13 protein-coding genes are annotated in these 14,656 nt (G+C 41.3%); 6 read left to right on the plus strand and 7 right to left on the minus strand.

Annotation, left to right across the window (positions count from 1 at the left end; all coding sequences use genetic code 11):
* Positions 1-423: 423 nt before the first annotated feature.
* The 4 genes from thrS (at position 424) to rplT (ending at position 3,719) form a co-directional block, all read left to right on the plus strand.
* A complete protein-coding gene (thrS, locus tag HPE56_RS07925; protein ID WP_188243243.1) occupies positions 424-2,364 on the plus strand; it encodes a threonine--tRNA ligase in 1,941 nt (646 codons plus the stop codon).
* Positions 2,365-2,394: 30 nt separating this feature from the next.
* Positions 2,395-2,949 carry a translation initiation factor IF-3 gene (gene infC, locus HPE56_RS07930; RefSeq protein ID WP_188243480.1) on the plus strand — a complete coding sequence of 185 codons (555 nt, stop codon included), beginning with the start codon at positions 2,395-2,397 and terminating at the stop codon, positions 2,947-2,949.
* A gap of 104 nt (positions 2,950-3,053) precedes the next feature.
* The gene (rpmI, locus tag HPE56_RS07935; RefSeq protein WP_109649079.1) at positions 3,054-3,251 is read left to right on the plus strand and encodes a 50S ribosomal protein L35; all 198 of its coding nucleotides are present in this window, start codon (positions 3,054-3,056) and stop codon (positions 3,249-3,251) included.
* A 123-nt stretch (positions 3,252-3,374) separates the two neighbouring features.
* A complete protein-coding gene (rplT, locus tag HPE56_RS07940; RefSeq protein ID WP_013304702.1) occupies positions 3,375-3,719 on the plus strand; it encodes a 50S ribosomal protein L20 in 345 nt (114 codons plus the stop codon).
* Between the two features lie 1,450 nt (positions 3,720-5,169).
* Here rplT and HPE56_RS07945 read toward each other — a convergent pair.
* Positions 5,170-5,592, minus strand: coding sequence for a secondary thiamine-phosphate synthase enzyme YjbQ (locus tag HPE56_RS07945; protein ID WP_188243244.1), 423 nt, complete (start codon positions 5,590-5,592; stop codon positions 5,170-5,172).
* Between the two features lie 99 nt (positions 5,593-5,691).
* Here HPE56_RS07945 and HPE56_RS07950 point away from each other — a divergent pair, with 99 nt between their 5' ends.
* Positions 5,692-6,489: an HAD family hydrolase gene (locus HPE56_RS07950; protein ID WP_188243245.1), complete on the plus strand. Its 798-nt coding sequence runs from the start codon at positions 5,692-5,694 to the stop codon at positions 6,487-6,489.
* A 4-nt stretch (positions 6,490-6,493) separates the two neighbouring features.
* Here the strand turns inward: HPE56_RS07950 and HPE56_RS07955 are convergent, their stop codons facing one another.
* The 6 genes from HPE56_RS07955 to tgt form a co-directional block, all read right to left on the minus strand.
* Positions 6,494-7,756, minus strand: a complete 1,263-nt coding sequence (locus tag HPE56_RS07955; protein ID WP_188243246.1) for an asparagine synthetase B — start codon at positions 7,754-7,756, stop codon at positions 6,494-6,496.
* A gap of 145 nt (positions 7,757-7,901) precedes the next feature.
* Positions 7,902-9,449, minus strand: a complete 1,548-nt coding sequence (gene dnaB, locus HPE56_RS07960; RefSeq protein ID WP_188243247.1) for a replicative DNA helicase — start codon at positions 9,447-9,449, stop codon at positions 7,902-7,904.
* A 168-nt stretch (positions 9,450-9,617) separates the two neighbouring features.
* Entirely contained in the window at positions 9,618-10,571 is a 954-nt protein-coding gene (locus HPE56_RS07965) for an acetyl-CoA carboxylase carboxyltransferase subunit alpha (RefSeq protein ID WP_188243248.1), read from the minus strand.
* Between the two features lie 63 nt (positions 10,572-10,634).
* Complete coding sequence (locus HPE56_RS07970) at positions 10,635-11,522, minus strand: DMT family transporter (protein WP_188243249.1); 888 nt, start codon at positions 11,520-11,522, stop codon at positions 10,635-10,637.
* Positions 11,509-12,588, minus strand: a complete 1,080-nt coding sequence (locus HPE56_RS07975) for an LptF/LptG family permease (protein ID WP_188243250.1) — start codon at positions 12,586-12,588, stop codon at positions 11,509-11,511. Before HPE56_RS07975 ends, HPE56_RS07970 begins: the two co-directional genes overlap by 14 nt.
* Positions 12,589-12,590: 2 nt before the next feature.
* Positions 12,591-13,721, minus strand: coding sequence for a tRNA guanosine(34) transglycosylase Tgt (tgt, locus tag HPE56_RS07980; protein ID WP_188243251.1), 1,131 nt, complete (start codon positions 13,719-13,721; stop codon positions 12,591-12,593).
* Between the two features lie 291 nt (positions 13,722-14,012).
* Here tgt and HPE56_RS07985 point away from each other — a divergent pair, with 291 nt between their 5' ends.
* On the plus strand, positions 14,013-14,624 hold the full coding sequence (locus HPE56_RS07985) for a porin family protein (RefSeq protein ID WP_188243252.1): 612 nt from the start codon (positions 14,013-14,015) through the stop codon (positions 14,622-14,624).
* Positions 14,625-14,656: the final 32 nt, after the last annotated feature.

The raw sequence follows: 14,656 nt of genomic DNA on the forward strand, positions 1-14,656 counted from the left end.
CCCTTAAAAGTATCTCAATGAACGTGGCCCGAAGACCTTTCTTTCCCAACGACCTTAATCGTTTCGGGCTGCAAACCTACAACCATTTTCCCTTTCAACAATACTTTTTTTGAAGGTTTTTAAAAATATATTTTAGCAGGCTCCATAACCCCCTACTTCCTAAGAACTTAGAAACCAAACAAATTTTAAAAAAGGGTATTAAATCTAATACATTCCAACAATATAAACAAGAAACCTCCACTTTTTATTTGCGTTAGGCACAGTACCGAAGGGTCGGGAGCACCCCCAACGCAGTAAGGGATATGGTGTATGGCCCGACCCTGTATCCTATATACAGGGTGACGCCCCAAAAACATATCCATATATATTGTATGCATGATTACAAGATACTATCTTTGTACCCTTATAGTCATATAAAGAAACATGATCAAAATTACCTTACCCGACGGAACCGTCAAGGAGTACAGCAAAGGCAGCACTCCTATGGATATCGCAAAAAGCATAAGTGAAGGCTTGGCGCGAAATGTTATTTCAGCCAAATTCAACGATACCATTGTAGAAACAGTGACGCCTTTGAATGAAGATGGTACACTAACCTTATATACATGGAACGATGATGCGGGCAAAAAAGCCTTTTGGCATTCCTCGTCCCATATCGTGGCCCAAGCCTTGGAGGAATTGTTTCCAGGTGCCAAACTGACTATTGGACCAGCCATTGAAAACGGATTCTATTACGATGTTGATTTCGGGGAACATTCGGTTTCGGAAAAGGATTTTCCGGCTATTGAAAAAAGGGCCTTGGAAATTGCCCGTGGCAAGCACGATTTCAAAATGCGGCCGGTATCCAAAGCTGAAGCCTTGGAAAAATACAAATCACAAGGAAACGAGTTCAAGGTTGAGCTTATCGAGAATCTTGAGGATGGTACCATTACCTTCTGCGACCATGATACCTTTACCGATCTTTGCCGTGGTGGACATATACCCAATACCGGAATTGTCAAGGCGATAAAAATATTGAGTGTGGCTGGTGCCTATTGGCGTGGTGATGAGAAAAACAAGCAACTGACCCGGGTCTATGGTATTTCCTTCCCCAAACAAAAAGATCTTACAGCATACCTGAACCTCTTGGAGGAAGCAAAAAAACGGGACCACAGAAAGCTCGGCAAGGAATTGGAACTCTTTACCTTTTCACAAAAAGTGGGGCAAGGACTTCCCTTATGGTTGCCGAAAGGTGCCGCCCTTCGGGAACGTTTGGAAGCTTTTCTTAAGAAGGCCCAGAAAAAAGCGGGATACGAAATGGTCATCACGCCCCATATCGGCCAAAAAGAACTTTATGTAACTTCTGGCCATTATGCCAAATATGGCGAGGATAGTTTTCAACCCATACATACCCCCAAGGAAGACGAAGAGTTTTTGCTAAAACCGATGAACTGTCCGCATCATTGTGAAATATACAATGCCCGCCCTTTTAGTTACCGTGAATTACCCAAGCGTTATGCTGAATTCGGTACCGTATATAGATATGAACAAAGTGGGGAACTTCATGGGCTGACCAGGGTTCGTGGTTTTACACAGGACGATGCCCATATTTTCTGTACCCCGGAACAATTGGATGAGGAATTCAAAAAAGTAATCGATCTTTCGCTCTATGTATTGAATACGTTAGGATTTGATAACTACAAGGCCCAAGTCTCCGTAAGGGATTTGGATAACCCCGAAAAATATATTGGATCGGTCGAAAATTGGGAAAAAGCGGAAAATGCCATCATCAATGCCGCCAAGGAAAAAGGCTTGGACTATGTCATTGAAAGCGGTGAAGCCGCATTTTATGGTCCAAAACTTGATTTTATGGTGAAGGATGCCTTGGGAAGAAATTGGCAGTTGGGTACCATTCAAGTGGATTATAATTTACCGGAACGTTTTGACCTTACCTATAAAGGAAGCGACAATGAACTACATAGACCGGTAATGATCCACCGAGCACCTTTTGGTAGCATGGAACGATTCATCGCCCTGTTACTGGAGCATACCGGAGGAAATTTCCCATTATGGCTGACTCCAGAACAAGCAATTATCCTTCCAGTTAGCGAGAAACACGAAAAATATGCGGAAAAAGTTTTAAAATCCTTGGAAAATAACGAAATTCGCGCCCTCATTGATAATAGAAACGAGACTGTAGGCAAGAAAATACGGGAAGCTGAAATGAGTAAAACACCATTTATGCTAATCGTAGGTGAGAGCGAGGAAGAAAATAATACCATAGCGATCCGTAAACACGGAGGCGATGATTTAGGTTCTATTACGGTACAGGATTTCGTTGACTTGGTCACTAAGGAAATAAACAGTACCTTAAAGTCGTTTTAAAAAAAAAAGTTTAATTAAAATTAGTTAGTCATAGCAATTCGAAAAAGATTTAGGCCCCAACCTAGAAGAGAGAACAAAAACCCTCACAAAATCAATGAGAGAATCATCTCACCAAATGTACGTTTGGTGGGTGATAATATTGAAGTTGGTGTTTACACATTGCCGCAGGCAATGGCAAAAGCAGAGGAATTAGGTTTGGATTTGGTGGAGATTTCACCAAAAGCAGAACCTCCCGTTTGTAAAATCATAGATTACAAAAAGTTTCTCTATGAGCAAAAGAAACGGGAGAAAGCCATGAAAGCGAAAGCTTCCAAGGTTGTGGTAAAGGAAATCAGGTTTGGTCCGAATACGGATGACCATGATTACGACTTTAAAAAGAAACATGCCGAAAAGTTCCTAAAAGACGGGGCTAAATTAAAGGCCTATGTTTTCTTTAAGGGACGTTCTATTGTTTATAAGGACCAAGGGGAAATATTGTTGTTAAAACTAGCCTCTGAACTTGAAGAGTTGGGCAAAGTGGAACAAATGCCAAAATTGGAAGGAAAACGTATGACCATGTTCATAGCGCCTAAGACCAAGAAATAAGATAGACATGCTGGAATATTACCCAGCTTTACAAGATACTGTACCAAGCCCTTAAACGGGGCTTGTTCAGCATAAATAAGTGAGATTAACCTAAATAGGAAAAAATGCCTAAACAAAAAACAAAATCCAGTGCCAAGAAGCGATTTAAGCTAACAGGTACCGGTAAGATCAAAAGAAAGCACGCTTTTAAGAGCCACATTCTTACAAAGAAGTCGAAAAAGCGTAAACTAGCGTTGACACATTCTACTTTAGTACATGACCATGATGTCAATAGTATTAAAGAACAATTACGTTTAAAGTAATTGTCCTTTCGGTAATTAATCATTAACCCTGGAGATGGGCAAAACACAAGAACAAAACTAGCGTTCGAGTAAATTAAAAAGTGGCGATTATCGCCCGCCTACTACAAAAAACAATTAAAAATTATGCCAAGATCAGTAAATGCAGTAGCTTCTAGAGCACGAAGAAAAAAAGTGATGAAGCAGGCCAAAGGTTACTTTGGAAGACGTAAAAACGTCTGGACAGTAGCCAAAAATGCGGTTGAAAAAGCAATGTTATATGCTTATAGAGACCGAAGAAACAAGAAAAGAACATTCCGAGCCCTTTGGATTACCCGTATCAATGCAGGGGCAAGATTACATGGAATGTCCTACTCACAATTCATGGGTAAGGTAAAAGCCAACAACATTGAGTTGAACCGTAAGGTTTTAGCCGATTTGGCCATGAACCACCCAGATGCCTTCAAGGCCATTGTAGACAAAGTAAAATAGATTTAAGAATATATCTCACTTAGGAAAATCCGACTTTAACGAGTCGGATTTTTTTTGTGCCTAAATCTAATTACTGTGTTTGGGGAACAGGATCAGATGTCGCGTTCGCAACAGTAATTTGGGATCAATACCAAGAGTTGTATTTGAAACAGAAAAAGATAGCACAAACTATTCCGCAGTTCGTGTTCTGTTCTTTTTTGCATTGCCAAAAAAAGAAACAGGGCCGAAAAACCAAGGTGCAGTGTACCTTGGTTTGGAGGAGCCAGCCGTAGCCTGGCCACTTTGTTAAGACCCACATTGGGGAAAGCAACTAAAAATCACGGCCACACCGCCCAGGCCGCTTTCACTAAGGTGAAATGCTCTATGAACGGCTTCCCCCGCCCAATGCGGAAACCACTTGATTTAAAACGAAATCAAAAATAGGCCGTTCCCTCTTTAGCACCCTGTTCAAGGGCTTGAAAAATACAGCATTCTTCCTTTACAGATTGACCATGATCCTTGCTTAAACACAATAATTGGTCATGACCCCTATTGAGGTTAACCCAACTATTTGGATAAATATCCTAATACCCAGAAATTATTCTTGACCCTTAATGGATCAATCCCAAAAGTTGGGTGTGAATTAGAAAAAGATAGCATAAACTATCCAGAAGTTTGTGTTCTGTTCTTTTTTGCATTGCCAAAAAAAGAAACAGGGCCGAAAAACCAAGGTGCAGTGTACCTTGGTTTGGAGGAGCCAGCCGCAGCATGGCCACTTTGTTGAGACCCACATTGGGGAAAGTAAATAAAAATCACGGCCACACCGTCCAGGCCGCTTTCACTAAGGTGAAATGCTCTATGGACGGCTTCCCCCGACCAATGCGGAAACCACTTGATTTAAAACGAAATCAAAAATAGGCCGTTCCTTCTTTAGTGCCCCGTTCAGGGGTGTGGGAAATACAGCATTCTTCCTTTACAGATTGACCATGATCCTTGCTTAAACACAATAATTGGTCATGACCCCTATTGAGGTTAACCCAACTATTTGGATAAATATCCTAATACCCAGAAATTATTCTTGACCCTTAATGGATCAATCCCAAAAGTTGGGTGTGAATTAGAAAAAGATAGCATAAACTATCCAGAAGTTTGTGTTCTGTTCTTTTTTGCATTGCCAAAAAAAGAAACAGGGCCGAAAAACCAAGGTATGGTATACCTTGGTTTGGAGGAGCCAGCCGCAGCATGGCCACTTTGTTGAGACCCACATTGAGGAAAGTAAATAAAAATCGCAGCCACACCGCCCAGGCCGCTTTCACTAAAGTGAAATACTCTATGGACGGCTTCCCCCGCCCAATGCGGAAACCACTGGATTTAAAACGAAATTAAAAATAGGCCGTTCCTTCTTTAGTACACCGTTCAAGAGCTTGAAAAATACAGCATTCTTCCTTTACAGATTGACCATGATCCTTGCTTAAACACCATAGGCGGTGAGTACTAGATTCCTTCCGGAAGCATTGTTTCTATGCTCACATAAATAGATGCCTTGCCAAGTACCCAAATTCAATCTTCCGTTGGTAATCGGAACCTGAACCGATGCCCCCATTAGCGATGCCTTAATATGTGCCGGCATATCGTCAGGGCCTTCATAAGTATGTATATAATAGGGAGCATCCTCAGACACCATAACATTCATATGGCTCTCAAAATCTTGCCGTACCGTGGGGTCTACATTCTCATTTATGGTCAAACTCGCCGAAGTATGTTGTATAAACACCTGTAAAATTCCTTTCTCTATATGGCCCAACCCAAGTAATGCATCGGTTATTTCATTCGTAATAAGATGAAACCCCCTTGAAAAGGGTCCAAGCCGTATTTCCTTTTGGTAGAATTCCATAATTTTCCGTTAAATATTGATGTTGTTAATATAAACTTTATCCATAATATTCTTATTATTTAACCTTAACAAATACCTTTGCAGCTTATATTTTCAAAAATGAACCTATCCCAAATTAAAATGGTGGTTTCCGATATGGATGGCACCCTATTGAATTCCAACCATGAGGTCAGCGACCGTTTTTTTGAATTGTTCGATCAATTGCAAAAAAAAGGTATTCTTTTCGTGGCCGCCAGCGGACGTCAATACAACAGTATTGTCGATAAGTTGGATACCATTAAAAACGATATTGTCGTTGTGGCCGAAAATGGCGGTTATGTCAGGCGGAATGAAGAGGAGTTGCTCGCTACCTTGCTTCCTAAGGACAAGCAGAAAATCATCTTGGATATCCTGGATACCGTCGACAACATACACCCGGTGCTTTGTGGCAAACAGAATTCCTATTTAACAGGTAATTCCGATTCTTTTGCAGACTTATTGAAACAGTATTATTCGGCCTATGAAATCGTGGAGGACCTTTCTATGGTCGATGCCGAAATCCTAAAGATCGCCATTTACCATTTTGAGAGTTCGGAACAACATATATATCCGGCCGTACAACATTTGGAGGGTGATTTAAAGGTTAAGGTATCCGGGCCCAATTGGGTCGATATATCAAGTCCCGATGCAAACAAAGGATTTGCCCTGCAAAAGCTTCAGGAACTCTACAACATCAAACCTAGTGAAACCATGGTTTTCGGGGATTATAACAATGACCTCGAAATGCTTGCCTTGGCAGAATACAGTTTTGCCATGGCCAATGCGCACCCCAATGTCAAGAAAGTTGCCCATTACGAAACGGAGAGCAACGACGATTTCGGCGTGGAACGTATCTTGGAGAAACTTATAAAGGCGTAAGATTTCAGGTCTTTTGCTTCTTTTTTCGAGCTGCGGGAAAAAGCACATTATTTAAAATAAGGCGATAGCCCGGGGATGTTGGATGCAACTCCAATTCCGTCTTCGGGTCCCCTACCCTATGTTGATAATCCTCGGGATCATGTCCACCATAAAAAGTAAAGAAGCCTTTACCCTTTATTCCATGGATATAACGAGCCTCACCATTGAGTTTATTCTCCCCTAGGACCAATACGGTTGGTTTTATCTCTTTCCTATTGAATGCGGTAGTCTGTCCCATAAACCCTTTTACCAAAGCCGTATGGTTTTGGCATAACATGGTAGGCACGGGATCCCATTTCGCCGAAAAATCCATCAGGGTAAAATAATCCGATTCCTTGGGCACCCCTCCCCTTTTATTGGTCATATCAATTGATGAAAACTCATAGCGCAAGGGATTTCGTTCCAAAGTAAAATCCGTAAAGGCAAACGTCTTCCCAAAATCCAATTTACTTTGGTAATTGGCATCGGAGGGGTCGTTATCGAACATAGGCTCACAAATATCTACACCATCCGCTGCCAAAGCGATATCAAAACTATCCGTGGCCGAACACATGGCGAACATAAAGCCCCCGCCTATGACATAGTTCCTGATTTTCAAGGCCACATCCCTTTTTTCCTCAGAGACCTTATCATACCCCAATTTGGCCGCCAAGGCCTCAGCCTCTTTTTTTCCATCAATATACCAAGGAGTTGCCCTATAGGCACCGTAAAATTTACCATATTGACCGGTAAAATCCTCATGGTGCAGGTGCAACCAATCGTACAAGACCAGTTTATCATCCAACACCTCTTCATCATAAATCGTTACATAGGGTATCTCTGCATAGGTGAGCACCATGGTCACGGCGTCATCCCAGGGTTGATTTGTTTTTGGGGAATATACCGCAATCTTGGGAGCCTTTTCAAGAATAACCGCTTCCTGATTTTTGGAAGGACTACCAATACCATCCAAAATTTCTTGGGCCTGCCCATCGGATAGTATCTCGAAAGACACTCCACGAATCTGACATTCCCTACGAATGGCCTCCCCATCGGGAAGCAGGAAAGACCCTCCCCTATAATTCAACAGCCATTGGACCTTTTGTTGTTTGGTAAGTACCCAATAGGTTATTCCGTATGCCTTTAGATGATTCTTTTGGGTATCCGCATCCATGGGAATAAGAATTGAGGACGCCGAAATACTCCAAGTAAAAAGTAGGAAGAAAAAAAATAAAACGCTTTTATGCATTGAATATCCTCTTTGAAAGATGTTTACCAAAGATAACGGAAAATAGAGTTGCCCTATTTGTTTTATGATATTTTGTGAAATACTACTGGAATTTTCATCTACCCCATGTTAAGCTTAGTACTCGTCATAAGCACTGCTTCTCTTTTTAAAAAGGCACATCATTATCATTGGGATTAAAATCCTCGTTCATAGAACTACCGAAGGCCTCATTGGCATCGGGAAGATTTTTGGTGATAAAGGGGTTTTCATCTTCCGCATTCATTTTCGATTGAAACTCGAAAGGCGAATCAAAATCATCCAAATTATCGAATTTACCAAGGTTACCGATAAACTTCAATCGAATATTCTCCAAACCACCATTTCTGTGTTTGGCTACAATAAATTCGGCTTGACCCTGGGTGGGTGTCCTTTCTTCATCATCCCATTCATCAATCTTATAATATTCGGGTCGATAAATAAAGGAAACAATATCCGCATCCTGTTCAATCGCCCCAGACTCCCTAAGATCCGATAGGATAGGACGTTTACTGCCCCCTCTTGTCTCTACCGCCCTGGACAGCTGGGATAAGGCAATGACGGGCACACTAAGTTCCTTGGCCAAGGCCTTGAGGTTTCTGGATATCGTAGATATCTCCTGTTCACGGTTCCCTCCTTTTTGACTTCCCCCTGCGGTCATCAATTGCAAATAATCGATAATGATCATTTTTATACCGTGCTGGGAGGACAATCGCCTTGCCTTTGCCCTAAGGTCAAAAATGGATAATGAAGGGGTATCATCGATAAACAAAGGAGCTTTTTCGAGGGTCTTCACCTTGACATTCAATTGCTCCCATTCGTGTTTTTCCAACTTTCCGGTACGCAATTTCTCGGATGACAGTCCGGTTTCCGATGAAATCAATCTCGTTATCAACTGTACGGAGGACATCTCCAGCGAAAAGAACGCCACGGGTACTCCAGAGTTCACCGCGATATTACGGGCCATGGAAAGCGTCAATGCGGTTTTACCCATCCCCGGACGTGCTGCGACAATGATTAAATCACTAGGTTGCCAACCAGAAGTAAGTTTATCTACCTTATCAAAGCCTGAAGCAATACCACTTAACCCTTCCTTATTGGAAATTTCCTCAATTCTTTTCTTGGCCTGGATAACCAAATTCTGGGCTGTTTCTGCTGAGCGTTTTAAATTGCCCTGGGTAACATCGTATAATTTTGATTCCGCCTCATCCAACAGGTCGAATACATCTGTACTCTCATCATAGGCATCCTCAATAATCTCATTCGATATCTTGATCAAACTTCGCTGGATATACTTTTGAAGTATGATACGGGCATGAAACTCGATATGGGCCGAAGAGGCCACTTTTTGGGTCAATTTTATAAGGTAAAAATCCCCTCCCACGGATTCCAGTTTACCATCCTTCTTCAATTGGGAAGAAACGGTTAATAAATCAACCGGTTCCGAGGTTTCAAACAATTTAAAAATGGCCTCATAGATAAAACGATGGGCATCCTTATAGAAAACATCGGGATGCAGGATATCGATTACTTCATCGACACCTTTTTTATCAATCATCATAGCACCAAGCACAACTTCCTCTAAATCAACGGCTTGAGGTGGTATCTTACCCCTTTCCAGGTTGATAATAGTGGACTTGTCTATCTTATGGCCAATAAGTGGCTTGGGTTTTTCCATGAATGCGAAAATATGTAATTAACCTTAAGTTAACGTAGGTTTACGGTATAACTATTTCAACGGTTCATTAACAATTTACCTGTTGATAAGTTACAAAAAGTGTTGATAACAGAAAAATAAACGGAATTGGAAGGTATGTGATCCGACTACCTTAAACAAACACAAGGATTAGCCATTGAAAACACCCATATTTGCATATTTATCCATACGCAATTCGACCAATTTTTTTGGTGATAACTTTTGCAATTCCTCGTAATGGGTGGTTATTTTATTTTTGACGGTATCAAAAGTCTTTTCCCGATTACTATGGGCGCCACCAACCGGTTCACGCACAATCTCATCAATCAATTTCAACTTTTTCATATCCGGTGCCGTAAGCTTTAATGCCTCGGCTGCTTGTTCCTTGTATTCCCAACTTCTCCATAATATGGAAGAGCATGATTCCGGTGAAATTACAGAGTACCATGTATTTTCCAACATCAGTACACGATCGCCAACACCTATGCCCAAAGCGCCGCCGGATGCACCTTCCCCGATAATCGTTACGATGATCGGCACTTTCAATCGGGTCATTTCCATGATATTCCTAGCGATAGCCTCTCCCTGTCCGCGCTCTTCAGCCTCAATACCGGGATAAGCTCCTGGGGTATCAATAAAACAAACCACGGGAATACCGAATTTCTCGGCGGATTTCATTAGGCGTAATGCCTTTCGATACCCTTCAGGGTTCGCCATACCAAAATTTCGATACTGTCGGGTTTTGGTATTATATCCTTTTTGTTGACCAATGAACATAAAACTCTGATCACCGATTTTCCCCAAACCACCGATCATCGCCTTATCATCCCTTACGGTACGATCCCCGTGAAGTTCCAAAAAGGTATCACCACAGATGGCATTTATATAATCCAAGGTATAAGGTCTATTGGGATGTCTGGAAAGTTGTACCCTTTGCCATGCCGTAAGGTTTTTATAGATATCCTTACGCATAGTGATCAACTTTTTCTCGATCTGTTTGCAGGTTTCACTAACGTCTACATCACTCTCCTCCCCGATGACCATACACTTATCCAACTGGTCCTCAAGTTCTTTGATGGGAAGTTCAAAATCCAAATATTCCATGTGCTGATCAGGTTTTGTTAGTTTGAATGGCAAATATAAAATAATCTAAGGGAACCCTATGGCTCAGCCATTTTTTTTAACGTCGATTTGTTTCATTACCCCATTGGCAATGACCGTAAGAATAATGATCAATGCCCCGAAATAGAACTCCGGTTTCATTTTCTCATCATCCCCTAAAATAAAGAAGGCGAGGATGATACCATAAACAGGCTCTAGATTTACGGTCAACACCACCGTATAAGGTGTAATATACCGCATTACCTTAACCGAAGCGATATAGGCATATGCCGTACATATGGAAGCAAGTATCCCAATAAATACCCAATCCGCGGGTGACAATGTAAAGAACCCTATTGTAAAATCCCCCCTAAAAATCATAAAAACGGTCAAAAACAGGACACCGCTACCCAATTCATAAAACGAAATGACCGATGGCTTCTGATATGTGATCAATCGCCCATTGATCAATGTAAAAACAACCGAGAGAAAAGCGGAAATCAATGCAAGGACAATTCCATTCAGATAATCGGTTTCTACCTGAAAAATAATATACAGCCCTATGATCACGATCAAACCGAATACGATTTCATAGACGACCACCTTCCTGCCGTACCAAATAGGTTCCAAAATTGCGGTGAAAAATGCCGCGGTCGACATGGTTGCCAGGGTTACCGAAACATTGGACACTTTGATCGCCATAAAAAAAGTAACCCAATGGAGGGCGATGGTTATACCGCCAACAACCATCCATAGCAAACCTTTCCTCGAAACATCAAGGGAAAGTTTCTTATACTTAATATAGAGAAAGATCAGCGTGGTTGCCAGCACCATTCGATACCAAACCAAGGGAAGTGCATCAATGGTTATCAGCTTGCCAAGAACCGCTGTAAATCCCCAGATAAATACAATTAAATGAAGAAGTAAGTAATTTTTTAGTTTAACGCTTGGCATTTTGCAACAGGTAAAACGCTAATATGCCGAAAACGATATTCGGGATGACCACTGCCATTAAGGGTGAGAAACCAGCTTGTTCGGCCAAGGTACCAAAGACCTTGTCAAAAAAGATATAGATAAAGGCGACACCTATACCGAAAGCCAGGTTAATGCCCATACCCCCACGTCGTTTTACGGAAGATACCGCGACCGCAATGATGGTCAGTATGAATGCCGTCAAAGGCAAGGCCCATCTTCGATACTTTACAAGTACGTAATTATTGATGTTGGAAGCCCCCTTTCTTCTTTGGTCCTTTATAAATTTATTAAGTTCATACAGGTTCTTGGTTTCCGCAATATAGGAAACTGGGGTCAAGTCATCTATCTTAAAGGCGAACAAGGTATCTAACCTATTCTTGGTTTCAATAATGGCCGAATCACCGACCATGGTGCGCTTGGTGTATTTGATCAAGCGATAAATACTGTCTTTTTCAACCCATCGGATACTATTGGCCGAAATTTTGAAATCCAACGTATTATCGTCATTAAAACGCTCAAAGGTGAATTTGTTGGCATTCTGTCTTGCGGGATCGAAACTGCTTACGTAAAGAAAATCATTTTCATTCAGCTGATTGAATATATTACTGGTAATCCGGTCCTTCTTCCCCTTTTTTAAATATTTGTATTTGAACTCATTATACCCCTTACTGGCATTGGGAACAATGAACATGGCCATAACCAACATGGTCACCGCTATGATTGAAGCACCTATCAAATAGGGTCTTAAAAAGCGACCATAGGACACCCCTGAACTCAATATGGCCACGATCTCCGTATTACTGGCCAGTTTGGACGTAAAAAATATAATCGACAAAAACAGGAATATGGGAAAGAGTAGACTACCGATATAAATAGTGAAATTCAAGTAGTAGATGATGATTTCATTGGTAGGGGCATCATTATCGATCATCTTACCGATTTGCTCGGCAAGGTTTGCCATAATACCAATAGGGATAAAAAGCAACAACATCACTGCAAAAGTGAGCAAATACCGCTTAAGTATGTATTTGTCTATAATGCTCAACGCTATAATCTTTTATCCATTTGTTTGACCATGATATTCTTCCATGATGTGAAATCACCGGCTAAAATATGCTTTCTTGCCTCACGGACCAACCAAAGGTAAAATCCGAGATTGTGTATGGTTGCAATTTGTTTGCCTAAATATTCATTGGCGGCGAACAAATGTCGTAAATAGGCCTTTGAATATTCCTTATCCACAAAGGTAGTACCCATTTCGTCTATGGGCGAAAAATCATCCTCCCATTTTTTATTCTTGATATTTATGGTACCGTGGGCCGTAAAGAGCATTCCGTTCCTAGCATTTCGGGTAGGCATCACACAATCGAACATATCGATACCGAGTGCAATATTCTCCAAAATATTGATCGGGGTGCCTACACCCATCAAATACCGGGGTTTATCTATGGGTAATATATCGCATACGACTTCGGTCATGGCATACATTTCCTCTGCCGGTTCACCGACAGAAAGCCCTCCAATGGCATTCCCTTCGGCTCCTGCATTGGCTATATATTCTGCCGACTGTATTCGGAGATCTTTATAAGTGGACCCTTGAACAATTGGAAAAAACGACTGCGAAAAGTCATAGGTAAACGGGGTTTTATCCAAATGTGCCATACACCGATCTAGCCATCGATGCGTCATATGCATCGATCGCTTGGCGTAATTGTAATCACAAGGATAAGGTGTACACTCATCAAAGGCCATAATGATATCGGCCCCTATGACCCGCTGGATTTCCATCACCTTTTCTGGGGTGAACATATGCATAGAACCATCGATATGCGATTTGAACTTTACCCCTTCTTCCTTGATCTTTCTATTTGCCGATAGGGAATATACCTGATAACCACCGCTATCGGTCAAAATATTCCGGTCCCAACCCATAAACTTATGCAATCCTCCGGCTTGTTGAAGAATCTGGGTTTTAGGACGTAGGAACAAATGATAGGTATTCCCTAAAATAATATCAGGGTTTATCTCTTCCTTTAATTCCCGCTGATGTACCCCTTTAACCGAGGCCACCGTACCTACTGGCATAAAAATAGGGGTTTCGATAACCCCATGATCCGTAACCATCTTACCGGCACGTGCCTTGCTTTGAGCGTCTGTATGTTCTAATGTAAATTGCACTTTCTTGTTTAAAGTGGCAAATATAATCATCTACCCATGATAAAGTCCTTAACGAAAAAATAAAGTTTCCCATTTCGGGTAGAGAGGAAAAGTCCAAGGTGCCATAAAATCAACGTCAAGGGTTATGAGTCCCTTGATTTTTGTGACAAATATTTTTAATATGATCGGCTGTATTGTAACAATAAAGAAAAATCTTCATCGTTCTTTGAGTAATAGGTAACATAACGAATGGTATCGCTTTTGATACCAAAAAACGAACCTGAAAAGGCTCAGGTAAAAAACAAACACATTATGAAGAAAACAATTCTATTGGCAGTTTTTGCTTTGGCTAGCATCACTGCATTTGCCCAAAGCGGTTCCGGATTCGGTATAAAGGCCGGACTTAACTACAACAAGAACGGTGATTTGATACGTTCTGCCACCAATGCCGGAGAAAACATCATAGAAGGCTCTGATGGCAAGGTAGGCTACCATGTTGGTGTATTTGGAAAGTTGGATTTCCCAAAAATCTATTTGAGACCCGAATTGATCTACACGAAAACAAAAAGTAGTTATGAACTCGATGGTAATTCCAATGACTATGACATATCTAAATTAGATCTTCCTGTACTTCTAGGATACAAAATCATTGGCCCTTTGCATATCTTTGCCGGTCCTGCCTTTCAATACACTTTGAACAATGACCTTTCGGATCTAAAAGTTGATGACGTAAAAGATGATTTTACCGTAGGCCTCCATCTTGGTGCCGGGGTGAACTTAGGGAAAATCGGATTGGACGTTCGTTACGAAAGGGGTTTCTCTAAAAATGAGGCCAATTTCATCGGTAATAATGTTACCGATATTTCAGGAAGGGTTGACTCACGACCTTCCCAAATCATCTTTGGACTATCGTTAAATCTTTAAAAGAAACCTTTTAAGCAAAAAAAAGCCCTGAC

The organism is Maribacter aquimaris (assembly GCF_014596745.1).
GTDB classification, from domain to species: Bacteria; Bacteroidota; Bacteroidia; order Flavobacteriales; family Flavobacteriaceae; genus Maribacter_A; species Maribacter_A aquimaris.